This window comes from Microbacterium sp. GW821-FHT01D02, from assembly GCF_059422585.1.
Genome location: NZ_JBWKXB010000004.1, coordinates 185,841 through 209,464, shown reverse-complemented (window position 1 = coordinate 209,464; position 23,624 = coordinate 185,841). Strand labels below are relative to the sequence as shown.

The following is a 23,624-nucleotide window of genomic DNA, read 5'->3' as shown; positions in this document are numbered from 1 at the left end:
CTCAGCGCGAGCGTCGCACGTAGTTGCCGTCTTCCAGACCGGCCTCGATCTCGAAGCGGTTGCGGAGCGGGTCACGGCCCGCGAACAGATACAGGAACGGCATCAGGAAGCCGTAGCGGAGCCACTGCGCCTTGTGCACCGCCTCGTGACGGAGGACGGCGTCGGTGGGTCGGACGTCGCCCGTCAGGAAGCAGCCGCCGACGCACACGCCGCCTCGATTGAAGGTCCAGTTCGGCATGCCCTGGAAGATCCACAGACCGGCCCGGCGCTCGACAGGTCCGGTGCTCCACAGCGAACCCCAGAGCCAGCCCACCGCGGTGCCCCAGGCGTAGCCGAGGCGGCTGACCGGGGAGCGGAGCAGGAAGGCGGGGATGCGACGGTCGAAGCGCCGCCCGCGGGCCAGCGCCTCTTCGGCCGCCGGCCGCCAGTCGTCGCGCGCGCTCATGCCACGGCCCCGACCAGCCGCAGGAGCGCACCGAGGTCGTCGACCGCATCGGCGGGTGAGCGCGGTGCGAAACCGGCGATCGTCGCTCCGGTGAGAGGCACCTCCGTGCGCAGCGCACGGATGGCGGCGCTCAGGGCGGCCGGGGAGAGACCGAAGGGCACCGACGACGAGACGCCGGCGAAGTCCGAGGGGTCGAGCACATCGATATCGATGTGCACCCATACGCGCGATGCGCCGGTGGCGCGCACCGCATCGAGTAGTGCGTCCGGTCGTCCGAGGTCGTCGACCGAGAGGTTCGTGAGCGGGTCGAGCTGCTCGACCTCCGCATCGTCGAGGTTGCGCATGCCCACGGTCACCACGCGGTTCGCAGGGATGGCGGGGGAGAGCACGAGCTGCTCCTCGCCCTCGCCGAGCAGAGCGCGCAGCGCCATCCCGGAGAAGGCACCGGACGGCGAGGTCTCAGGGGTGTGCATGTCGGCGTGCGCATCGCACCACACCACGGCGAGGTCGTCCGTCCCGCCCGGGAGCGCGTCCAGCGCCGCGACCGTGACGCTGCAGTCGCCGCCGATCACGACGGTGTCGGCATCGACGTGTCCGTGCACCAGCTCGCGCGTGCGCAGCAGGGCGCTCAGGCGGCGGACGCCCGTGCCCAGGGACTCACCGGCCTCGACCGGGACGTCGAGCACCGTCGTGGCTGCGCGGGGGAGGTCGCCGGCGATCGCGGAGGCGCCGTCGACGAGGAGCATGGCCCGCGGTGCGGGGGAGCCCTGCCACTGCGGGATGACGAGGAATCGCACCATGGGGGCCTCCGAAGAAGAGAGGGCGGATGCCCGGGGAGCGTGTCCCCGGACATCCGCCGGTCGTGTCAGTTGCCTTCGATGGCCTGACGGGGAGCGCTGCCGCCGGCCTTGAGCTCGGCGAGACGGGCCTCGACCTCGGTCAGCTCGCCGAGGTCTTCCAGGCTCTCGAACTGGGCGTCGAGGCTGGACGCGGCCAGCTCGATCTTGCCCTGCGCGATGGCCTCCTGACGGCGGACCTTGTCCTCGAACCGGCCCAGCTCGCTGGTGGGGTCGAGCACGTTGATCGAGCCGACCGCATCCTGCACCTTCGTCTGTGCCTCGGCGACCTTGGCGCGGGCGAGGAGCTCGCTGCGCTTGTTCTTGAGCTCGACGAGCTTGTCCTTCATGCCGTTCAGGCCGCTCTTGAGCTTGTCGACGATCTCGGTCTGCGCGGCGATCTGCGGCTCGGCACCGGTGGCCTCGCGCTCGGCGCTGATCTGGCGCTGGAGCGCGATCTTGGCGAGGTTGTCGAACTTGTCGGCGTCGGCGGCGTTGCCGCTGGAGCGCATCTCGTCGGCCTTGCGGCTGGCGGCGAGGGCCTTGTTGCCCCACTCGGTCGAGGCCTGGACGTCTTCCTCGTGGTCGCGCTCGAGCAGACGCAGGTTGCCGATGGTCTCCGCGATGGCGGACTCGGCGTCGGCGATGCTGTTCGTGTAGTCGCGGACGAGCTGGTCGATCATCTTCTGCGGGTCTTCTGCGGAGTCCAGCAGGGAGTTGATGTTCGCGCGGACGAGGGTAGAGATTCGTCCGAAGATGGACTGCTTGGTCATGCGTGATTCCTTTCAGAGGGCGTCTTCGAGAGCTTGGCGTAAGTGTCTGTGTAGGGGATCAGAAGCGTCGACCTCCCGATCGGCGACTGGAGCCGCGAGAGCCCCCGCCGCCACCGAAGCCGGAGCTGCGGAATCCGCCGCCACCGGAGGAGCGCCAGCCGCTGCTGCTCCGGTGCGAGGAGCCTCCGCCGCCACCGCCGGCGAGCAATCCGCCGATGATGCCGCCGAGGATGTCGCCGCCGAGTCCGGAGCCGCCGGACGAGGAGCCGGATCCGCCGAACAGCCCGCCCAGGCTGTCGTTCCCGTAGCCGGGCGGCTGGTAGGCCTGCATGTCGGCCTGGGCCGCGGAGGTGGCCTGCCCCGCCAGCGCGAGGGCCCGATTGGCCTCCGCCAGCGCGGCCTCCGGATCGTTCGCGCGCAGGTTCAGCGCCTGGTTCAGGCTGGCTTCGGCGTTGGCCAGACGCGTGCGCGCGGTGGAGCCCACGGTGCCGCGCCGCGTCTCGATGAACTCCCGGGCGGCGCGGATCTCCGAGTTCGCCTGCGCGAGGGTCTGCTCGAGCATCTGCTGCACACGGCGAGCCCGTTCGACGCCCTCCCTGCCCTGCGCGATCGCGGCATCGATCTGGGCATTCGCGGCGGTGAGCGCTTCGAGCACCCGCTGCGGGTTGCGTGCGGACCCGGCGAGGTCGGACTGTGCGACCTGGAGCTGCTGGGCGGTCGTCGAGGCGGCTGCCGCGATCGAGCCGTCGGCATCGGGCAGCTGCTGAGCGGCGGCGAGGTCTCCCTGCAGCTCGGTGACGAGAGCCTGGGACTGCGCCTCGATCGCGGAGAGCTCGCTGCCGAGGGTCGTGACCGCCTGGGCGAGCTGCGCGGCCTGGGCCACGGACTGCTCCGCCGTACGGATTGCGAAGGCCGCCTCGCCGGAGCGGCCGGCCGCGATCGCCTGCGCCGCCGCGTCGATCGAGCGATCCGCGAGATCCGCGCGCTCACGGGCCTGAGCGGGGTTGTCCGCCACCATCGCGAGCGCCGCGGGGGCGTAGGTCGCAGAGAGCGCGGCGAGGGCCGGTGCGGCCGCGGCGAGGACGGGCTCCACCGCGGCACGCTCACCGCGGACGCGCTCCAGCTCCTGCGGGGCGTTCTGCTCCAGCTTGCGGAGGGCGTCGAACGCCTCGGTGTTGTCGTCCAGGACGTCGTCGATCTCGTCGGCGATCTGGATGATGCGGATGTGCCAGGCCCGACGGTCGTGGATCGTGTCCTCGATCTCGTCGTCGAGCTTCTGCTTGAGGTCGAACGCCTCCGCGATCTTGGCCTTGGCGGCATCGACGACGCGCGTGAACTCCTCGGTCGCGCCCTCACCGAACTGAGCGACGGCGAAGCCGAGCTCCTCCTTGCTGGAGGTGATGGCGTCGTCGGCCTGCACGAGCGCGAGGCCCGCCTGCGTCTCGACCTGCTGGTCGGTGAGGGTGGAGAACGGGTCGGCCGGATCCGGCGTCTCGGGCATCGCGCCCCGCTCGCGGATCTCGGCCCTGCGGCGGGCGCGGCGCACGAGCGCGACGACGAGCCAGATGAGGAGTGCGGCGGCGATGACGCCGATCACGATCAGCGTGACTCTGAGGGCTCCGGCACCTCCGTCGCCCTGGATCTCGTCCGCGGCGAGCGTGATCGCCCCGACCCAGTCGCCCTGGGCGGCGAGCGGGACCATCTTGTCCTCGATCGCGTCGAGCTGATCGAAGCTCACCGGGCCGTCGGAGTTCGCGTGGATGAAGTAGTTGCGCCCGTCGACGGCGATCGCGAGGAGGTACTGATCCGTTCCGAGCCCGTTCGCCTGCGCGACCGTATCGGCCCAGCCGACGCTGTCACTCGGATTCGTGAAGTCGTCGACGAGGACGACGAACAGGTCGGCGCTCGAGTTGTCGGTCAGCTCCTGGAGCCGCGCTTCGACGGTGGCCTCGTCGTCGGCACTGAGGACGCCGGCCTGATCGGTGACGTACCCGGCGTCGAGGGTGACCGGATCGGTGGCGGAGGCCGCGGAGGCGGTGAACGCTCCGGCGACTGCGGCCAGTGTGAGGGCGGCCAGCGCCAGCCACCGTTTCGTCATCGTGTTCCCTCCGACCGGCAGCCGAGCCCCATGCCATGAGTCTATGCACAGAGCCCGACACGCGACAGCATCAGAGGCGGGTTCGCCGTTCGCCCTGAGCGGAGACACATACGCTGGATGGCATGGACGACATGTACGGAGCGGATGTGCTGGCGACCGGCTGGCGCGAGCGCGGTGCGAAGCAGGTGCCGCAGATCGCGGCGGAGACGGATCTCGTCGTCGAGGTCGCGGACGACGGCTTCTGCGGCGCGGTCACCCGCGTGCAGGGCGGCAATGTCGAGCTGGAGGACCGGGTGGGCCGCCGTCGGCTGTTCCCGCTCGGCGGAGGCTTCCTCATCGACGGGGCTCCGGTCCGCCTCGTCCCGCCCGCTGCGAGGGAACAGGGCCCGCGCCGCACGGCCTCCGGGTCCTTCGTCGTCGCCGATCAGCGGGCGCGGGTCGCCCTGCCCAGCCGCATCCTCGTCGAGGGCAAGCACGACGCCGAGCTCGTCGAGAAGGTCTGGGGCGCGGATCTCCGCGTCGAGGGCGTCGTCGTCGAGTTCCTGCAGGGCGTCGATCTGCTCGATGAGCTGCTCGCCGCCGAGCCGCCGAGCGCGACGCGGCGCTACGGCGTGCTCGTGGACCACCTCGTCCCCGGGTCGAAGGAGTCGAGGATCGCGGAGGCGGTCGCCCGCGGCCCGCACGGCCGCCATATCCGCATCGTCGGACACCCGTTCGTCGACGTCTGGCAGTGTGTGACGCCGCGCGCCCTCGGCATCGCGAAGTGGCCCGAGATCCCGCGCGGCACCGACTGGAAGACGGGCATCTGCCAGGCGTTCGGCTGGCCGTACGAGACGCAGGGCGACACCGGGCGGGCGTGGCAGCACATCCTCTCCAAGGTGACGACCTATCGGGACCTGGAGCCCGCCCTGCTCGGTCGGGTGGAAGAGCTCATCGACTTCGTGACGGCCCCGCCGGCCTGACGCGGGTCTGCACGCGCGGGACGGGGCGGGCCCGGCGGCTACCCTGGAACACATGCCCGAACCCCGTACCTTCCGAGACGAGCCGGTGTCGTTCGTGCGCCGCAGCGGCCGGATGTCCGACGCGCAGGAGCGCGCCTTCACCGAGCTCGGCCCGCACTACCTGCTCGACGTCCCGCGCGACGTCGCCTGGACCTCGGTGCACCCGGAGGCGCGCCTGGACCCGGCGACCGAGTACGGACGCGACGCCGACCTCTACGTGGAGATCGGATCCGGCCAGGGGCACGCGATCGTGGCCGCGGCCTCCGCGCGCCCCGACGACGACTTCCTCGCCGTGGAGGTGTTCCGCGCCGGCCTCGCGCGGACGATGCTCGACGCCGATCGGGAGGGCGCCCGCAACCTGCGCGTGGTCGAGGCGAATGCCCCCGAGGTGCTCTCGTCGTACCTGCCCGAAGCCGCGGCTCGCGAGGTGTGGATCTTCTTCCCCGACCCGTGGCACAAGAAGAAGCACACCAAGCGACGCCTGGTGCGGCAGGGATTCGGTGACACCGCGGCACGGGCGCTGCGCGACGGCGGGCTCCTCCGCCTCGCCACCGACTGGGAGGACTACGCGCTGCAGATGCGCGAGGTGCTCGACGCCGAGCCGCTGTTCGAGCGCGCGTTCGAGGGGGAGTGGGCGGAACGCTTCGACGGACGCGTCATGACCGCGTTCGAGCGCAAGGGCATCGCGAAGGGACGCGACATCCGCGATCTGGTCTATCGGCGCAGGGCTCGCGCGTGACCGACGTGCGGCGCGTCACGCCGCTGCGGGTGGGCATCGCGCCCGCCGTGCTCGTGTGCGCCGCAGCTCCGGCCTTCTTCGTGCTGGAGATCCCGTGGCTGGGCTGGCTGCTGCTCGCTCTCGGGGTCGGGTCCGCCTGGCTGATCGAGCGGGCGCGGAACGTCGAGGATCAGGTGGTGCGCGTCGGGGCGCGGCGTGACACGGCCTCGGTGGCGGATGTGCGCCCGCCGTCGCTCACCCGCGACCTCTCGCTGATCGCCATCGGCATGCTGATCGTCAGCGTCATCCCGCTCGCCGCCGAGCTGGACAACCTCGCGATGCTGCGCTTCACGCTCGCGCTCGGCGGCGCCGTGGCAGTGCCGTACGTCGTCTCGCGGTTCGTGTATCGCGACCGGGCGATCGGCTTCCCGTGGCGTACGCACCGTCGCTGGGGGCGGTTGCAGTGGGGATGGCTCGTGGCGGTACTGGTGCTGGGCTGGCTGATCCTGCCGTTCTACTTCATCACCAGCGGCGTCTATCAGAACTGGCCGGTGGTCGACACGCCGGAGCTGATCGCCCGGCTCTTCGTCGGCGTCGGCGCGGTCGGCATCTGGGACGAGCTGTTCTTCATCTGCACGGTGTTCGCGCTGCTGCGCCGTCACTTCCCGGATCTGGTCGCGAACCTGCTGCAGGCCATCGTGTTCGTCTCGTTCCTCTGGGAGCTGGGCTATCGCGAGTGGGGGCCTCTGCTCACGATCCCGTTCGCCCTGCTGCAGGGCTACATCTTCCTCCGCACGCACTCACTCGCCTACGTCGTCACGGTGCACCTGCTCTTCGACGCCGTGGTGTTCGCCGTGCTCGTGCACGCGCACAATCCCGGGCTGCTGCCGATCTTCCTCGTCTGAGTGCTCCGGCCGCGTCCGGCTTGCCCCGCGACCCCGGTGAACGGGAGAATCAGCCCATGCTCATCGTCGGTCTCGTCCTCGCCGCAGCGGCCGCTGCGTTCCACGTCTTCATCTTCGCGCTCGAGTCGCTGCGATGGACCGACCCGGAGACGAGGAAGATCTTCGGTGTCGCCAGTGAGGCGGATGCGATCACGATGAAGCAGCTCGCCTTCAACCAGGGCTTCTACAACCTCTTCCTGGCGCTCACGACCCTGCTCGGCATCGGTCTGGTGATCGTGGGGGCGCAGACGGTCGGCCTGACCCTGGTGTTCGCAGGCACGGCCATGATGTTCGCCGCCGCCCTCGTCCTGGTGCTGTCGGACCGCTCGAAGGCTCGCGCCGCGCTGATGCAGGGGACGCTCCCGCTGCTCGCGCTGATCGCCACCGGCATCGGCGTCGCCATCGCCTGACGGTCATGGGGTGACATCCGCCCCCGCAGCAGTCACACTCTTTGCATGGCCGACTGGGTGCTGCACGTGGACATGGACCAGTTCATCGCCGCCGTCGAGGTCCTGCGTCGCCCGGAGCTCGCCGGTCTCCCGGTGATCGTCGGCGGTCGCGGTGACCCGACCGAGCGCGCCGTCGTGTCGACCGCCTCGTACGAAGCGCGCAAGTTCGGGATCGGCTCGGGGATGCCCCTCAAGATCGCGGCTCGCAAGGCGCCGGAGGACGCGGTGTTCCTGCCCGTCGACCACGAGGCCTATGCGGTCGCCTCGGGGGACGTGATGGCGGCGCTCCGTGCACTGCCCGAGGTCGTGCTCGAAGTGGTCGGATGGGACGAGTGCTTCCTGGGCGTCACGACGGATGATCCGGAGGGTGTCGCCCGCCGCGCCCAGGCCGCCGTGCTCGCCGCGACCGAGCTGCACTGCTCGGTCGGCATCGGCGACAACAAGGTGCGCGCCAAGATCGCGACCGAGTTCGGCAAGCCCCGCGGGATCTTCCGGCTCACGGCGGAGAACTGGTTCGAGGTCATGGGCGACAAGCCGACCCGCGACCTCTGGGGCGTGGGCTCGAAGGTGCAGAAGCGTCTGGCCGCGCACGGCATCGAGACCGTGCGCGAACTCGCCGATGCCGACGAGGAGGCGCTCGTCGCGGAGTTCGGCCCGCGGATGGGCGTCTGGTACCACGGCCTGGGATCCGGGATCGGGCCGAGCACCGTGGACGACACGCCCTGGGTCGCCCGCAGTCACAGCCGGGAGACGACCTATCAGCAGAACCTCACGACGCCGTCGCAGGTCGAGGGTGCGATCCGGGAGCTCGCCGTCCAGGCCTTCGACGACTGCAGGGCTGAAGGCAGGCCGGCCGTGCGCGTGCACCTGAAGGTGCGGTACGCCCCGTTCGACACCAAGACGATCGGACGGAAGCTGCCGCGTCCGACCGAGGACCGCGAGGAGTTCGTCGCCGCGGCACTCGCGCTGGGGACGACGCTCGACCCGGAGCGCGAGATCCGGCTGCTCGGTGTGCGCGCGGAGATGACGATGCCGGATGACGCGGACGGCGCCGAGCGGACGCCGGTGCGCGGACGGATCTGAGTCCGCCGGCCCTCAGTCGCGGATGACGGCAGCGACCGCGCTCACCTCGATGAGGGCGCCGGGGACGCCCAGCCCCGCCACGATCGCCGCGGTCACGAGGGGCGGGGCGCCTTCGCGCGCCAGCCTCGACGCGACCGCACCGTAGGCCGCGCGAAGATCCGCCTCCTGATGGATGAGGACCGTCCAGCTGATCACGTCGTCGAGGCCGGCCCCGGCGGATTCGAGAGCGATGCGGGCGTTCTCCACGGCGCGCAGCGACTGCTCGCCGGCGTCCGCGGAGACGACCTTCCCGGTCTCGTCGATGCCGTTCTGGCCTCCGACGTAGATCGTCGTGGCGCCGGGAGGCACGACGGCGACGTGGCTGAATGCGGGGCTCACGACGAGTCCCTCGGGCTGAGCGAGTGTGATCTCCATGCCCACACTCTGCACCCGGGGGCGGACATCGGGAACCCCTGCCCGGCCCCGGGCGGAATGCGGGATCAGAACCGGAGGAGCACCTTGCCGACGCGTCCGGGGGTGCTGCTCGCCTGGACCGCCGCACGGATGTCGGCGGCGTCGAACACGCCGGCGACGGGAAGGGTCAGGGTGCCGTCGCCCAGGCGCTGGAACAGCTCGCCGAACAGGGCGCTGCGCGTCGAGGCGTCGAGCTGCGGGATCACCTTGCTGCCCCAGAACCCCTTCACGGTGGCCTGCTTGAAGATGACGTCGGAGGAGGCGATCTCCATCGTGGGCGAGTCCATCGCGCCGAAGGCGACCAGCGTTCCTCCCTCGGCGAGGAGCGAGAGGACCTGGCCGGCCGATGCACCGCCGACGGAGTCGACGCCCGCGACGATCGGTGCCCCGCCCGTGAACGCGTCGACCTGTTCCCGCCAGTCGTCCTGATCGGTGGCGACGACCTCGTCGATGCCCTGCTCGCGGAGTTCTTCGACGCCCGCGGTGCGGCGGACGAGCCCGAGGACCTTGACCCCGCGCGCCGCTCCGAGCTGCGCGAGCATGCGTCCCACGGCGCCGTTGGCGGCGTTCTGCACGATCCAGTCGCCCTCCTTCACGTCGAGGAAGTCCAGCAGCGTGATCGTGCTGAAGGGCATCGAGACCAGCTGCGCGGCCGTCTCGTCCGGGATCGCGTCGGGTACCGGGACCAGGCCGGCGGCGTTCGTCACGAGGTACTCGGCCCACGCGCCGAACGTGCCGCCCGTGGCGACCCGCTGTCCGACCGAGAGGTGCTCGACGCCCGCGCCGACGGCGTCGACGACACCGAGCGCTTCCGTGCCCGACGGCGCGGGCAGCTCGGGCTTGAATCCGTAGGTGCCGCGGACGGTCCACAGGTCGTGGTTGTGGATGGGGGAGAGCACGACCCGCAGGCGGACCTGGCCCGCTCCGGGCTCGGGGACGGGACGGTCCTCGACGCGGAGGACCTGCTCCGGCTCGCCGAAGGTGGGGTGGATGAGTGCGCGCATGGGGTGGGTTCCTGTTCTGTCGTCAGTGGGTGCCGTCGCCGCGCGCGATCGCGCCGAGCTCGGCGGTCTCGCGCTGGAGGCGGTCGGTGATGTCCTGCAGCTCGGCGATCAGTCGGCGCCGCTGCTCGTCGTCGTGGAGGCCGGCGACCTCCGCGATCCGGGAGTGGATCGGGGCGACCTCGGAGCGGAGCTCCTGGCCCCGCTCGGTCAGGCGCACCGTGACGACCCGCTCGTCGGCGCCGTCGCGGGCCTTGGAGACCAGACCGCTCTGCTCGAGCCGACGGATGAGGGGGGAGAGGGTGCCGGAGTCGAGGCGCATCAGCGCCCCGAGCGAGCCGACTGTCTGATCGCCCTCGAGCCAGAGCGCGGCGAGCACCAGGTACTGGGGGTATGTCAGCCCCCAGGGCGCGAGCAGCGCCCGATACGCCTGCGTCGTGGCGCGGGCGGCGGAGTACAGCGAGAAGCACACCATCTCTTCGGTCATGGCCATGGCTCAAGGATTGCACACGATTGAGTTGTGCACAACTTAAATTCCGATGACGATCGGAGTGTCGAGCGGGTGGCCCGACGGGCGAGTTCACCCGGGTGAGCCCACCCGTCGCGGGTGAGGGACGCCGTCACCCGACGCTCGCGCCGCAGTACGCTCGGGCCAACCGATCCCCGGAGGCAGGAGGGCGCCGTGAGACGACCGCCGTGGCTGTTCAGCACGCTCGACGGCTACCAGCAGAAGTGGATCGTCAAAGACGTCATCGCGGGTCTGTCCGCCGGTGCCGTCGTGATCCCGCAGGGGATGGCCTACGCCACGATCGCGAATCTGCCGGTGCAGGTCGGGCTCTACACCTGCATCCTGCCCATGCTCGTGTACGCGTTCCTGGGGGGCAGCCGGGCGATGAGCGTGTCGACGACGTCGACGATCGCGACGCTGACCGCGACCACCCTCGTCTCCGCCGGGGTCGCCGCAGGATCGGACGACGCGATCGGCTCTCTCATGATGCTGACCTTGCTCGTCGGCGTGGTGCTGCTGCTCGCCCGCCTCTGCCGCCTCGGAACGCTCGTCGAGAACATCAGCGGAGCGACCGTGCTCGGACTCAAGATCGGCGTCGGGGCCACGGTCGCCGTGGGGCAGCTGCCCAAGCTGCTGGGGGAGAGCTTCAACTTCTCCGGGCATGGGTTCCTCCGGTCCCTGGCCGCCGTCGCACAGGCCTTCGACAGCGTGAACTGGCCGACCGTCGCGCTGTCCGCAGGATCGATCGTCGTCCTGCTCCTCCTGAAGCGGTTCGCCCCGAAGATCCCGGGGACGCTCGTCGTCGTGGTCGGCGGCATCCTCCTCGTCTGGCTGGCGGGGATCGACCGGCTCGGGGTCGGACTGATCACGGAGGTGCCGAGCGGGCTGCCCGTCCCCGGGATCCCCGATTTCGCCCAGGCGATCGCCCTGGTTCCCGGAGCCCTGGCGATCGCCGTCATGGCATTCCTGGAGTCGGCTGCCGTCGCCCGCAGCCTGCGGGCGGCGAAGGAGCCTCAGATCGACAGCGATCAAGAGCTGTTCGCCACCGGAGCCGCGAACACGCTCGGCGCGTTCTTCGGGACCATGCCCGCCGCCGGCGGCTTCTCGCAGAGCGCCGTGAACCAGAGCGCCGGAGCGCGGTCGCAGGTCTCCACGGTGGTCACGGTCGTGCTGGCGATCCTCGTGGCCCTGTTCCTGGGTCCCGTCCTCAGCCTGCTTCCTGAGGCCACTCTCGCCGCCATGGTGTTCGTCGCGGTCGCCGGGCTCGTGAACATCCCGGAGCTGGTGCGGTGGGCGCGCATCAGCCGGGTGGACTTCTGGATCGCGCTGTCCGTCGCGATCATCGGTCTCACCGCGGGTCTGCTGCCCGCCGTGGCCGTGGGCGTGGTCGTCACGCTGATCCTCGTGCTGCGCGAGGTCAACAAGCCCAGATTGCGGAAGGTCGGGCCTGCCGACGGGGCCCTCGGCATCGACCTCGAACGCGGGCTCTACACCGCGAACGCTCTGGTCAACGAGCGCGAGATCCTCGCCCTGCTCGACCACGAGGCCACTCCCGTCGACACCGTCGTGGTCGGTATGAAGCCGCAGGAGGTCATGACGATCACGGTTCTCGACGCGCTCCAGGACCTCGATCGGGAGCTCGCGCAGCGCGGCGTCATCCTTCGTCTCGCCGCCCTGCCCCCGGCGGCGGCGGCCGTCGCGAGCCGCACCCCGTGGTTCGAGCACCTCGTCGCGGCGGGTCGCGTCCACGACTCCGTCGACGAGGGGATGGCCGCAGCCGCCGACACGGGGAGGCGGGATGGCGGAACCGATGCCGTTCACCCTGGTGAAGTCGACGACGCGCGCTGACGCGGGCCCGGCGGATCCTTAGGCTGACCACGAGAGCGGGCGGCAGTGCCGCCGCGGCTCGATCAGCGAGGGGGCAGGAATGCGGATCGGCATCGGAAGCACGACGTCGCCGAGGCGGACAGGGTGGATCACCAGAGGGGTCTGAGCTGGAACTGGTCGCGATTCGGGCTCGGCGTCGTCTTCGCGCTCCCGGCTCTGGCCGTCACCCCCTTCGCTCCGACGCTGGGACTCGCCGTCGCCGTCGGCGTTCTCCCCGCGGCTGCGTTCGGGCTCCCGCCGCGTCGCCGCGCACGGGGTGTGATCGTGATGATCGGCGCGCTCAGTGCGGCCGGACTGCTGCTGGGATCGCTCCTCGCGCTGTCCCCGATGATCGCCGTGGGTGCCCTGTTCGTGCTCGCCGTGCTCGCGAGCGTCAACGCGACCCGCGGGCGCTTCGCACAGCTGGTGCTGGTCCTGGCACTGCCGATGGTGGGTCTCGGGTTGAGCCTCGCGTGGTCGACCGTCACTCTCGCGCTCGCCGGATGCATGGTGGCGGGTTCGGTCTACGCCTGGGTGGTGTCCCTGCTCTGGCCGCAGACGGATGCTCCCGCACTGGCGGCTCCTCCCGTGCCGCGCGGAAGGGCGATGCTCGTCTACGGCCTCCTCCTCGGCACCGCCGCAGCGACGGCCGCGGCCGTCGGCTTCCTGCTGGGCCTGGAGCACGTCGGCTGGGCGACCGGGGCGGTCCTGCTCGTCATGCGCCCGGTCCGCGGCCAGCTCATCGCCCGCAGTGCCGGACGTGCGCTCTCGGTGCTCGCGGGAGCCCTGGCCGCCGCGGCCCTCGCGGTGCTCTCACCGGGACCGCCGGTGGTCGCGGTCTCGATCGGACTCGTCGTCGGCGCCCTCAGCGCGACGCAGGCGAGCCGCTGGTACGTCGCCCCGGCGTTCACGACTTTCCTGGTGCTCCTGCTGATCCTCTCGACCTCCTCGGCCTCGCCGGGCGAGCGCTTTCTCGAACGCACCGTCGAGACCGTGGTCGGGGTCGGCCTCGCGCTGCTCTTCGGCACGGTGGTGCCCGCTCTCCTGGCGGCGCTCACGCGGCGCCGACGCCGGATGACGGCATAGTCACGCCGTCCTCTGCAGACCCTTGAGTGCTTCCGGCCGTGCTGACATACTGCCCACAAGGGCGGGGAGGCTCTTGGTCGATTCAATCGGGGGGTGCCGATGGATGAGGACACGTGGAACTCGGGCGTGCCGGAGGAGAAGGGTTCGAGGGAAGGGCGAGGAGAGGTGCGGCGGCGGAGGCTGCTCACGCGGCTGACGGCCGCGATGGACGAGCCGTGGACCTTGACGCTGGTCACGGCGCCGGCGGGTGCCGGGAAGACCCGATTGCTCCTGCACTGGGCGGACGAGGTCGGGGCGGACCCCGGGACCGACGTCGTCTGGCTCGCATTCCGACGGGGTGACACCGATCTCGCACCGCTGCGCGCGGCCCTCGAACAGGTCGACGACGAGGGGCTCCGCACGAGTCTCGCGCGGGCGGCCACCGCCCCGGTACCGGACGCCGCCCGATCGCTGGCCCGGGCTCTCCGCGCCTCGACACGACGCATCGTCGTGATCCTCGACGACATCCACCACGTGGAGGACCGCGCGCTGGCGGACGATCTGTCGGCCTTCGCGGGCGCGGTGCCCGGCAACGCCCACGTCGTGATGTCGGGGCGCGGGACCGGGCTGGTGCGGGTGGCGCGGCGCCGCATCGCGGGGATCGCGCTGGCCCTCGACAACCACGACCTGGCGTTCACACCGGCCGAGGTCCGCTCCTTCTTCGGTACCCGGGGCGTGCGCCTCTCGCAGGGGGAGGTCAGCGCGATCCTGCAGCGCACGGAAGGGTGGGCGACCGGTCTGCAGCTGATGGCGGTCGCGGCGCTCGAGGATCGGAAGGCCATCGACCGTCCGCTGCACGGAAACGCTCCGGCCGTCGTGGACTACTTCGCCGAGGAGGTGTTCGCGGAACTCGACGACGACCTCGTCGAGTTCCTCCTCACGACGGCGGTGCCCGAGGAGTTCACGCTCGACCTCGCGCACACGCTGTCGGGAGGGGCACCGGCCGGCGGCATGGTCGAACGCCTCACGCGCCTCAACGCGCTGATCGAGCGCACGGGGGAGGATCCCGTGCGCTACCACTACCACCCGCTGCTGCGGGAGTTCCTGCTCGCGCGCCTGGAGGACCGCGGCCCGCGCGCGGTGGGCGAGCTCCAGAAGACCGCCGCGGAGTGGTTCGCGACGCGGCAGGAGCACCTCTCGGCGTTGCGTCATGCCATGCGCAGCGGTGATGCCGTCTGCGTCTCGGTCGTCCTGCGGCGGTGCGGGATGCAGCTGATCCTGATGGGGCATGCCGACGATGTGCTCGACGCGGCGGCGGGCATGAGCCCGACGGTGCGGACCGAGCCGACGGTGCAGATGCTGATCGCCGCCGCGGAGCTGGCGCGCGGCGACGAGTCCGCCGCGGCCGCCGTGCTCGCTCGGCTGCGCGACGCAGAGGCGTCCGCGGTGACGCGGCACTGGCAGGCCGGGCTCGATCTGCACACGGCCGTGCGGCGGGGAGGGATCGCCGAGGCGCTGGCGCGTCTCTCCGTCGCCCTCGATGCCGCCACCGGCGAGCCGCAGCTCGACACCTATGCCTCCCTGCAGGCGGCGATGGGGGAGCTCTACGTCGGACGGCTGGACCGTGCGGAGCGCCTCGCGCGCTTCGCCGCGGACCAGGCGCGGACCACCGGCATGGGGGCGGCGGAGCTGCAGGCGAACGCGATCCTCAACACCGGCACGCTGTTCCGGGGGAGGATGCGCGAGGTGCTCGAGTCGGGAGCGCGCCTGGACGAGCGCTGGCGGGAGCTCGGCGAGCCGGACAGCACGTTCTACCAGGTCAGCCGGGTGTGGAGATACTGGGTCCCGTTCGAACGGATGGACAGCGCGGTGAGCACCGAGATCCTCGCGGCAGCGACCGCGGTGATCGGCAGCGGGACGGAGCATGCCATCGCCCGAGGGCTGCAGGGCATGATCGCGTTGCGGGACGCGGATGCCGCCGCCGATCCGCACCTCGCCGCGGTCACGCTGCGCGACAACCTCACCCCGCGAGAGGACCTGCCGCTCCCGGCGCACTGGTACGCGATGGTGAGTCCGTTCGCCGTGCACGCGTTCGACCGGCTCGACGAGCCCGTCATGCGCGACCGCTTCATCGCCGACACCGAGCGCGCGCTCGGGGCGACGGGCGACGTGGCGGTGCTGCACGCGATCGCCGCGCTGCACGACCACCGTCCCGACGCGGCCCGTGCGGCGCTCGCCGTGGTGCTCGACGGCACCGCCCCTCCGCTCGTGGCGGCGTCGATGGTGGACGCGTGGCTCGTCTCGGCGGTGCTCGACGTGGAGGCCGGAGACACGGAGCAGGCCCAGGTGTCGCTCTCCATGGCCCTGGTCCTCGCCGAGCCCGAGGAGCACGTGCGACGCATCGCCGAGGCCGGTCCGGTCGTCGCGCGCCTCCTCGCGGCCCGGGCCACGACGGGTGCGCGGTCGCGCTTCGCCGACCGGGTGCGGGAGCGGCTGGCCGCCGAGGGCGTCCTCGTCGAGGAGGAGCTCACGCGGCGCGAGCGCATCGTGCTGGCGGCGCTGAGCCGCAACGCGACCCTCCGGCAGATCGCCCAGCAGGAGTTCATCTCCCCGAACACGGTGAAGACGCACGTGCGGAACATCTATCGGAAGCTCGGCGTCTCGGACCGGGACAGCGTGACGGCGGCCGCGCACGCGCTCGGGATCGAGTGAGCGCACGCGGCCGCCGCGGGTGGCGGGGCGTCAGTCGCGCGCCATGGCCGCCGCCAGGTGCGCCTCGAGGTCGAGGTAGGCGTCGTCCGCGATGTCGAACACGACCTTCACGATCTCTCCGCCGGTGAAGTCGAACCCGTAGCCGTAGAGCGACGACACCGGGTCGGCGCTGTCGCGGCCGATCGTCAGTCCCTCGCCGCAGAGCGAGAAGTGACCGAGCACCGTGCGGATCCGCTTCTGGCCGACCTGCTGGTCGTCGATGTACAGCGTGACGGGACCGATGCCCTCGCGGTACTCGCCCACGCCCTCCTTCGTGAACTCGACGCCGATGATGTGCTTTCCCGACGTCGGCACGGGTGCGGACACGTGATCCTCCGGCGGGATGCCGAGGAAGTTGTACACGTAGTGCACCTGCCCGTCCTTCACGACGAGCGCATGACCGCCGAAGCGCGAGCCGTGAGCGAAGATCACCCCCTCGGTGTCGGGCGTGAATTCGACCTCCGCCGCGATCTTGTAGGAGACGCCGTGGACGTTCGCGGCCGCCCGTTCCGGCACCTCCGTCGTGCCGGGGTAGTAGACGAACTGTCCGGACGGCGGCGCGGGCTGGTGGAACTCCATCCCGACGAACGTCTCGAAGTCCTTCGGATTGCCGATGATCTGCAGGTCGTTCAGGGGGAGCACGTCGTTCGCCTTCGCCTCCTCCATCCAGAGCGCCTTGAGCTCCTCGACCTTGTCCGGGTGCTGCGCCGCGAGGTTTGTGGCCTCGGCGCGGTCGACGTCCGTGTGGTACAGCTCCCACTCGTCGTTCGCGAAGTCGCTGAGCCCGCTCATGGGTCCGTGGACCGCGACGGCCTTCCAGCCCTCGTGCCAGATGCCGCGCTGGCCGAGCATCTCGTAGTACTGCGTCTTCTTCCGCGTCGGCCCCTCCGGCGCGGCGTCGAAGGAGTAGCCCATCGACACGCCGGCGAGCGGTGTCTGCTCGACCCCGTTGTAGACCTCGGGGAACTCCACCCCGCAGGCTTCCAGGATGGTCGGCACGATGTCCGTCGAGTGGTGGTACTGATGACGGACCTCGCCCCGCGCCGTGATCCCGGCGGGCCAGTGGATGACCAGCGGGTCGCAGACGCCGCCCTGGTAGGTGTAGCGCTTGAACATCTTGTACGGCGTCGAGAATGCCGCCGCCCACCCGGTGGGGTAGTGGTTGTAGGTGGCCGGGGAGCCGAGCTCGTCGACCATGCGCAGGTTCTCCGCCTCGTCGTCCGGGTAGCCGCCGAAGATCTTGCCCTCGTTGACCGATCCGTTCGGGCTGCCCTCACCGGAGGCACCGTTGTCGGCGCAGTAGATGATGAGCGTGTTGTCGAGCTGACCCGATTCCTCGAGGTAGTCGACGATCCGACCCACCTGCGAGTCGGTGTACTCGCTGAAGCCGGCGTACACCTCTGCCATCCGGGAGAACATTGCCTTCTCGTCGGCGTTCAGAGAGTCCCAGGGGCGCACCTCATCGGTCGGGTTGAATCGGCCGTCGGGAATCGGATTCAGGTCCGTCAGCGCCGTGTCGGCCGGGAGGATGCCCTTCTCGACCATCCGTTCGAGGACCCAGTCGCGGTACGCCTCGTAGCCGTCGTCGAACTGCCCCTTGTACTTGTCGATGTACTCCTGCGGCGCGTGGTGGGGCGCGTGGTTGGCGCCCGGGCAGAACCACAGGTACCAGGGCTTGTCGGGCTCGGTCTGCTTGACGTCGCGGATCATCGTCAGCGCCTGGTCCGCGAGATCCTTCGACAGGTGGTATCCCTGTTCCGGAAGGTACGGCTGATCGATGTAGTGGTTGTCCTCGGCGAGCGAGGGGTACCAGTTGTTGGTCTCGCCACCGATGAATCCGTAGAAGCGGTCGTAGCCCTGCGCCAGCGGCCAGTGCTTCTTGGAGGCGCCGGCGGTCCATTCGTCGATCGGGATGTTGTGGTTCTTGCCCACCCAGAACGTCGACCATCCGGCATCGCGGAGGATGTGCGCCATCGTGGCGTTCGACTCCGGGATGTGCGAGTTGTAGCCCGGGAAGCCGGTCGAGGACTCCGAGATGGTCGCGAACCCGTTCTGGTGATGGTTGCGACCGGTGAGGAACGTGGAGCGCGTGGGCGAGCACAGCGCCGTCGTGTGCCACTGCGAGTAGGTCAGGCCGTTCCGCGCCAGACGGTCCATGGTCGGCATGCTGATCCGTCCGCCATACGGGGACCACGCCGCCATGCCCGTGTCGTCGTACAGCACGACGAGCACGTTGGGTGCGCCGTCCTGCGGCTTCGGCGCTCGGAAGGCGTCCCAGTCCGCGACGGAATCGCGGACGTCGAGTTCGATCTTTCCCTGGAATTCACGAGCCATGTTCTTCTCCTTCTCGGTGGAACGATGCGACGGGGTCAGGGCGAGGGCGACCGACGGCGCTCAGAGGAGCGCGGCGATCCCCTTCTCGAGCTGGAGGGCGCCGATCACGAGCAGCAGCGCCGCGTTGAGCACGTGCGTGTTCCCGGCGATCCAGGTCCGCACGCGGTCGAGCAGCGGCTGGGCGGCCGCACCACGGACGACGACGTAGATCACGGGGACCGCGATCGGCAGGGTGCCGATCACCACGAAGATCGCGGCGACCCACGCGCCCGAGCTCGTGCTGACATCGGCCAGCGAGATGTCGAGGGCCGCGATCACCGCGCACGAGGCATCGACCGGATTCAGGACGAACAGCCCGAGTCCGAGCAGCAGGGTGCGCCCGGGGCGGAACGACTCCACCGAGTGGAGCCAGCCCGGCAGCTGCGGCGACGCGGCCACGACGTCCTTCGGGGAGGCGGCGGCCGCCATCTGCACGATGTGCGCTCGTCCCTTGCGATACACCCAGACGGCCGCGGCGGTCAGGAAGAGCCCGAGGACCAGGCGGACGACGGGCACCCACAGCGGCGGCTCGCTCAACTCGTGCACGGCGAACAGCCGGAAGAGCCACAGGCACAGCACGACGAGTCCCGCAAGGCCGATGAACCAGCCGATGAGGTAGGCGATGCCGTTGGCGCGGGCGTTGCGGGAGAGCAGCACGGCGACGAGCGCCATGATCGCGAGGGGGCTCAGGACCACGCCGAGCGCGACCGGAACCAGGGCCAGGATCAGTTCGCCCATGCTGTCCTCCCCGTCTTGTCCTCGACGACGTCAGGCCAGGAGCCGGGCCTTGGCGGCGTCGAACTCCTGCTCGGTCAGAGCGCCGGAGCTCCGCAGCGCCGCGAGCTTCTGCAGCTCGGCGACCATGTCGGATCCACCCGCCGCGGCGGGCGGGGCGGCCGTGCGGGGAACCGCCGCGGCCTGCGCGGCGGAGTCGATCGCGGCCTGCTGCTGCGCCGACTCGTACTGCTCCTGCTCGTACTCCTCCTGGGCGCGGCGCTCGCGGTGGCGCATCATCCCCCCGGACACGGCGGTCGCGGTCCCGGCCACGACCGCGGTGCGCGCGGCGAGGCCCAGCAGCCCCGGACGGCCGAATCGTCTCATGAACGGCATGGCTCTCTCACTCTCCGGCCGACACGGCGTCGACGAGGGCGTTGACCACCGGCGCGGGGATCCGCTCCACGGCCAGCACGGTCGCGCCGGATGCCGCCACGTCCTGCGCGAGCTTCGCCGCCCACCGCAGCTCGATGCAGACCAGGGCGGCGGCGCTCCCGGCGGGGACGAGCGACGCGAACTCGTCGATGTCCTCGTCGCCCGTGAGGCCGGCGGCGGCGATCTCGATGTCGACGAAGCCGTGCGCGCCGGGGTCCTCCTCGACTTCGACGACCTCGACCGCGCCGTCCGCCGACTTCCGGATGATGACCAGGTCGAGCAGGCGGATGCTCGGATTCTCGAGCAGGTCGGCGAGGACGGTCGGGAACTCCTCTCCGGGTCCGTCCCCGGCGAAGCCCACGAGGTAGAACTCGATCGGGCCGAACGCTGATCTCTCCATGTGCTGTTCCCTTCGTTCCGGGTCGTTCTAGAAGCTGCCGATGCCCTTGCCGACCATCGAGACGCCGATGACCAGCAGCAGCACCGCCATGATGACCGCGTTCTCCCTGGCGAGCCATCCGCGCAGGGCGTCCAGGGGTGCGCGGAGCCGTTCCGCGGCGATCAGATAGCCGACGACCGGGACGAGGACGGTCGAGGCGGCGATGAGGGTGAAGATGGCGATGACCACGACGGTCGAACCGGTGGGAAGGGCGGCGCTGCCGATGTCCACGCCCGCCCCGACGGCCATGATGAGGTTCTTCGGGTTGAGCGCCGACAGGAGGAATCCGAGTCCCAGCGCGACCATGAACGTGACCTTGTCGATGGCCTGCATCCACTTCGGCAGAGCGGCCTCCTCGCCGGGCTTCGGGCGCTTGCGCCACTGTCCGAACGCGAGGACGAACAGCAGCAGTCCCAGAACCAGCTGCACCACGCCGCGGATGGGACGCGAGGCGTCCGGGTCCTCCGCGGGCAGGATCGCGGACAGCAGCGTGAACACCGTCACCGCGACGACGATGCCGACCACCCAGCCGAGCAGGAACCCGACGCTCGTCACGCGGGCCTTCGGGGACAGGAGCATGAGGATCGCCGCGATGATCGGGATGGGGCTGATCGCGATGCCGAGGGCGAGGGGGAGGATCTCCCCGATGACGGATCCCATCTACTGACCTTCTCTCTCGGGTGACGACGGCGCACCGGCGGTCGGCGCGAGCTGCGTGATGGCCGCGCGGTTGGTGGCGTACACGGGCTCCGACGCGAGCAGACCGAGCTTCGTGAGCCGATGCAGGGTGTTCGGTCGGACCCGGGAGAACGCAAGGGAGACCGATTGGTCCGCGAGCCACTCCTTGAGTGAGGCGAACGACTCCGCACCCGTGACGTCCACGTCCGTCACGGCCTCCATGTCGACGACGAGGTGGTGCACGGTCCCTTCGCCCGCGGAGCGGATCGCGTCCTTGACGGCGGTGGCGAACACGGACCCGTTCGCGAAGAACAGCGGGGCGGCGAGGCGGATGACGATCACCCCGGGAGCCGTGACGGTGCCGGCCGGAGCATCCTCGAGCAGCGACTCACCGGGATCGCCGCTGGACTCCAGCACGTCGATCGCGGGGTTCGAGGCGCGCTTGGCGATGTTGATGAGAGCGAGGACGAAGGCCACGAGGATGCCGGGGATCGAGCCGATCAGGAGCGTGACGAGGAAGCAGGTGGCGCCGATCAGGAACTCGAACCGATCGCTGCGCCACAGGCCGATGAAATCCCGGATCCCGAGGAGGGGGATGATCGCGACGCCCACGATCGCGCCGATGGCCGGGGAGGGGATGTCGGCGAGGAGCGCGGTCCCGAACAGCAGGAGCAGCAGCGTCCCGACCGCGAGCACCAGTGCCGGGAGCTGCGTGCGGGATCCCGCCTGGTCCATCGCCGCGGTGCGGGAGGTCGAGGAGCCGACCGTGAAGCTCCCCTGCGCGCCGGCGGCGATGTTCGCGACGCTGAAGGCCCAGAGGTCGCGGTTGGCGTGGAACGGGTAGCGGTGCTTCTCCGAGTAGGAGCGCGAGACCAGCAGCCCCTCGGCGGTCGTGACCAGGGTCAGCGCGATGGCCGACGGCACCAGGGCGAGCCAGAGCGACCAGTCGATCACCGGCCAGGTCAGCGCGGGCGGACCGGCCGGCACCTCCCCGAGGACCGACACCCCCTGCGAGTCGAGGCCGGCGATGACCACGATGACGGTCGTGAGCACGAGGACCACCAGCGCCCAGGGCACCGCGCGGAGGAAGACGCGTCCGAGCAGCAGCACCGCGACCGAGGCGGCCGAGATCAGCACCGACCAGCCGTTGAGCCCGGTGAAGCCCGAGACCAGGTCGCCGACCTTGCCCAGGAAGTCGGCCCCGGAGTCGATCTTCACGCCGAGCATCTTCGCGATCTGACTGACCATGATGTCGAGCGCGAGCCCGCCGACGAAGCCGATCAGGATGGGCTTCGACAGGAAGTTCGCCAGGAACCCCAGCTTGAAGATGGCGAGGAGCGCGAACATCCCGCCGCAGATGATGGCCTGGGCCAGCGCGAGGGTGGCGTAGCTCGCGCTCCCGGCCGTGGCGAGGCCGCCGATCGACGAGGCGACCAGCGCGGCGGCCGCGGCATCGGGCGAGGCGACCAGCTGCCGGGACGAGACGACCAGGGCATAGACGATGGTCGGCACGATCAGCGCGTAGAGACCGGCGGTCGCGGGAAGCCCGGCGATCTGCGCGTACCCGATGTTCAGGGGGATCGCGATCGCGAGCAGTGTCACGCCCGCGGTCAGCTCCGTGACGAGGTTCCGCGTGGTCAGCCCGGCGAGTGGTCGCTGCATGCCCCCTCCTTCGGCTGCGCTCCGTCCGAGCGAGCTCGCCTCCACGATCCCACCGGGAACGGGCCGTGGGACAGACTCGGCGGGCAAGCTCCCCCTGGTGATTTCCGGGGGTGGGAGGGCGAAGAGGGCGCGGGGTCGCCGTCAGTCGCGACCGGAGCGGGGACGCCGGCGTCGCCGGCGGAATCCCCCGGCGGGTTCGGGCTCGGGTGCGGGGTCGGGCGGGACCGCCGTGCGGTCGCCCGAGAGCCAGCGCAGCCACGTCGCTCCGGGATCGCCCTCGAGCACCAGGCTGCGGGCGAGCAGGGTCAGCGGGATCGACAGGATCGCCCCGAGCGGACCGATGATGAAGGTCCAGAAGATCACGGAGAAGAAGCTCAGGGTGAGGCTGAGATCGACGGCGTCGCTGACGAACTTCGGCTGGACCAGCACCTGCAGCACGACGTTCACGACGCAGTACACGGCGATCACGCCGAGGAACAGGGGCCATCCGCCGACGACGAAGGCCAGGATCGCAGGGGGGACCAGCCCGAGGACGAACCCGATGTTGGGGATGAAGTTCGTCACGAAGGCGAGGATCGCCCAGACGATGGGCACCGGGATGCCCATCCACCACAGGGCCAGGCCGTCGATGACGGCGACGATGGCGCCGAACGCGGCGTTGACGATGTAGTAGCGGCGGATGCCGGAGTTGAGCCGGGTGATCCGCTCGATGACCGCACCCTTCGTGGCGCCGAACAGCGCGGGCGCCTGCCGGTATCGGGCGGCGTCCACGGCCATGAAGATGATGTATGCGAACACGAAGAAGAGCGCGGTGGCGACCGCGATCACGGTGCCGCCCAGGCTGCGTGCGATCCCCAGCAGGGTCGTGGGATCGAGGACCGAGGCGGCGGCTGCCGACGCCTCCTCGTCCAGCCCGAGGGACTGCAGCCAGGCGACCAGCTGGTCGGCCGTTTTCGTCAGGCCGCCCTCGGAGACGAGATCCCCGATCAGACGCGCGAACTGGGTGCCGGCGAGCCAGAGCAGCGCGCCCATCGCCAGCAGGATCAGGTACGCGAGGGCGATGACCGCCGTCGTGCTCGCCCATCGCGGCCACCCGCGCCGGTCGAGGGGGCGGCGCAGCGGCTCGCAGACGATGACGATGACGATGGCCAGCGCGATGGGGCCGAAGATGTCGCGCACGAAGTAGAGCCCGGCGAGGGCGATCGCGGAAGCCGCGAGGGTGAGGAGCACCCGCAGGCTCGGGGACAGCATCCCGCTCGGGGGATCGGGCGTGGTCGCGGGTGTGGGGGTCACGCGGTCAGCGTAGCCGCCGGCACCCGCGATCTCCGCAGC

At 70.6% G+C, this 23,624-nt stretch carries 22 protein-coding genes; 8 read left to right on the top strand and 14 right to left on the bottom strand.

Going from position 1 to position 23,624, the window contains the following annotated elements:
- Window position 1: 1 nt before the first annotated feature.
- From AC07VM_RS18020 to AC07VM_RS18005, 4 genes are all read right to left on the bottom strand, one after another.
- A complete protein-coding gene (locus AC07VM_RS18020) occupies window positions 2-445 on the bottom strand; it encodes a Fe-S oxidoreductase (RefSeq protein ID WP_494912591.1) in 444 nt (147 codons plus the stop codon).
- Window positions 442-1,245: an arginase family protein gene (locus AC07VM_RS18015; RefSeq protein WP_494912589.1), complete on the bottom strand. Its 804-nt coding sequence runs from the start codon at window positions 1,243-1,245 to the stop codon at window positions 442-444. Before AC07VM_RS18015 ends, AC07VM_RS18020 begins: the two co-directional genes overlap by 4 nt.
- Window positions 1,246-1,310: 65 nt before the next feature.
- Window positions 1,311-2,054 carry a PspA/IM30 family protein gene (locus AC07VM_RS18010; RefSeq protein ID WP_267418029.1) on the bottom strand — a complete coding sequence of 248 codons (744 nt, stop codon included), beginning with the start codon at window positions 2,052-2,054 and terminating at the stop codon, window positions 1,311-1,313.
- A gap of 58 nt (window positions 2,055-2,112) precedes the next feature.
- The gene (locus AC07VM_RS18005) at window positions 2,113-4,152 is read right to left on the bottom strand and encodes a TPM domain-containing protein (RefSeq protein WP_494912588.1); all 2,040 of its coding nucleotides are present in this window, start codon (window positions 4,150-4,152) and stop codon (window positions 2,113-2,115) included.
- 122 nt (window positions 4,153-4,274) lie between these two features.
- On the opposite strand from AC07VM_RS18005, the gene AC07VM_RS18000 reads away from it, so the two are divergent.
- From AC07VM_RS18000 to AC07VM_RS17980, 5 genes are read left to right on the top strand one after another with little or no spacing between them, the layout of a single operon-like run.
- The gene (locus AC07VM_RS18000; RefSeq protein WP_267418031.1) at window positions 4,275-5,114 is read left to right on the top strand and encodes a DUF3097 domain-containing protein; all 840 of its coding nucleotides are present in this window, start codon (window positions 4,275-4,277) and stop codon (window positions 5,112-5,114) included.
- Window positions 5,115-5,166: 52 nt separating this feature from the next.
- Window positions 5,167-5,892 carry a tRNA (guanosine(46)-N7)-methyltransferase TrmB gene (gene trmB, locus AC07VM_RS17995; protein WP_267418032.1) on the top strand — a complete coding sequence of 242 codons (726 nt, stop codon included), beginning with the start codon at window positions 5,167-5,169 and terminating at the stop codon, window positions 5,890-5,892.
- Window positions 5,889-6,776: a CPBP family intramembrane glutamic endopeptidase gene (locus AC07VM_RS17990; protein WP_494912586.1), complete on the top strand. Its 888-nt coding sequence runs from the start codon at window positions 5,889-5,891 to the stop codon at window positions 6,774-6,776. The genes trmB and AC07VM_RS17990 overlap by 4 nt, the downstream gene beginning before the upstream one ends.
- Window positions 6,777-6,832: 56 nt before the next feature.
- Window positions 6,833-7,225 (top strand): DUF1304 domain-containing protein, encoded by a 393-nt coding sequence (locus AC07VM_RS17985; protein WP_494912584.1) that lies wholly within the window; start codon window positions 6,833-6,835, stop codon window positions 7,223-7,225.
- Between the two features lie 45 nt (window positions 7,226-7,270).
- Window positions 7,271-8,347: a DNA polymerase IV gene (locus AC07VM_RS17980; protein ID WP_494912583.1), complete on the top strand. Its 1,077-nt coding sequence runs from the start codon at window positions 7,271-7,273 to the stop codon at window positions 8,345-8,347.
- 12 nt (window positions 8,348-8,359) lie between these two features.
- Here the strand turns inward: AC07VM_RS17980 and AC07VM_RS17975 are convergent, their stop codons facing one another.
- From AC07VM_RS17975 to AC07VM_RS17965, 3 genes are all read right to left on the bottom strand, one after another.
- Window positions 8,360-8,761, bottom strand: a complete 402-nt coding sequence (locus tag AC07VM_RS17975) for a RidA family protein (RefSeq protein WP_494912581.1) — start codon at window positions 8,759-8,761, stop codon at window positions 8,360-8,362.
- 65 nt (window positions 8,762-8,826) lie between these two features.
- Window positions 8,827-9,804: a zinc-binding dehydrogenase gene (locus AC07VM_RS17970; RefSeq protein WP_494912580.1), complete on the bottom strand. Its 978-nt coding sequence runs from the start codon at window positions 9,802-9,804 to the stop codon at window positions 8,827-8,829.
- A gap of 22 nt (window positions 9,805-9,826) precedes the next feature.
- Entirely contained in the window at window positions 9,827-10,294 is a 468-nt protein-coding gene (locus AC07VM_RS17965) for a MarR family winged helix-turn-helix transcriptional regulator (RefSeq protein ID WP_494912578.1), read from the bottom strand.
- Between the two features lie 189 nt (window positions 10,295-10,483).
- Between AC07VM_RS17965 and AC07VM_RS17960 the strand changes: the two genes are divergently transcribed.
- From AC07VM_RS17960 to AC07VM_RS17950, 3 genes are all read left to right on the top strand, one after another.
- On the top strand, window positions 10,484-12,157 hold the full coding sequence (locus AC07VM_RS17960) for a SulP family inorganic anion transporter (protein WP_494912576.1): 1,674 nt from the start codon (window positions 10,484-10,486) through the stop codon (window positions 12,155-12,157).
- A gap of 123 nt (window positions 12,158-12,280) precedes the next feature.
- A complete protein-coding gene (locus tag AC07VM_RS17955; protein ID WP_494912574.1) occupies window positions 12,281-13,261 on the top strand; it encodes an FUSC family protein in 981 nt (326 codons plus the stop codon).
- 99 nt (window positions 13,262-13,360) lie between these two features.
- Entirely contained in the window at window positions 13,361-15,952 is a 2,592-nt protein-coding gene (locus tag AC07VM_RS17950) for a winged helix-turn-helix domain-containing protein (RefSeq protein WP_494912573.1), read from the top strand.
- A gap of 30 nt (window positions 15,953-15,982) precedes the next feature.
- Here AC07VM_RS17950 and AC07VM_RS17945 read toward each other — a convergent pair whose 3' ends face one another.
- The 7 genes from AC07VM_RS17945 to AC07VM_RS17915 form a co-directional block, all read right to left on the bottom strand.
- Window positions 15,983-18,325: an arylsulfatase gene (locus AC07VM_RS17945; protein ID WP_494912571.1), complete on the bottom strand. Its 2,343-nt coding sequence runs from the start codon at window positions 18,323-18,325 to the stop codon at window positions 15,983-15,985.
- Between the two features lie 60 nt (window positions 18,326-18,385).
- The gene (locus tag AC07VM_RS17940) at window positions 18,386-19,102 is read right to left on the bottom strand and encodes a GAP family protein (RefSeq protein ID WP_267418043.1); all 717 of its coding nucleotides are present in this window, start codon (window positions 19,100-19,102) and stop codon (window positions 18,386-18,388) included.
- 30 nt (window positions 19,103-19,132) lie between these two features.
- On the bottom strand, window positions 19,133-19,474 hold the full coding sequence (locus AC07VM_RS17935) for an SHOCT domain-containing protein (RefSeq protein WP_267418044.1): 342 nt from the start codon (window positions 19,472-19,474) through the stop codon (window positions 19,133-19,135).
- Window positions 19,475-19,481: 7 nt separating this feature from the next.
- Window positions 19,482-19,913: a DUF6325 family protein gene (locus tag AC07VM_RS17930; RefSeq protein WP_267418046.1), complete on the bottom strand. Its 432-nt coding sequence runs from the start codon at window positions 19,911-19,913 to the stop codon at window positions 19,482-19,484.
- 27 nt (window positions 19,914-19,940) lie between these two features.
- The gene (locus AC07VM_RS17925; RefSeq protein ID WP_494912569.1) at window positions 19,941-20,612 is read right to left on the bottom strand and encodes a GAP family protein; all 672 of its coding nucleotides are present in this window, start codon (window positions 20,610-20,612) and stop codon (window positions 19,941-19,943) included.
- Window positions 20,613-22,292, bottom strand: a complete 1,680-nt coding sequence (locus tag AC07VM_RS17920; protein ID WP_494912567.1) for a SulP family inorganic anion transporter — start codon at window positions 22,290-22,292, stop codon at window positions 20,613-20,615.
- 141 nt (window positions 22,293-22,433) lie between these two features.
- Entirely contained in the window at window positions 22,434-23,585 is a 1,152-nt protein-coding gene (locus AC07VM_RS17915) for an AI-2E family transporter (protein ID WP_494912565.1), read from the bottom strand.
- Between the last annotated feature and the right edge of the window lie 39 nt (window positions 23,586-23,624).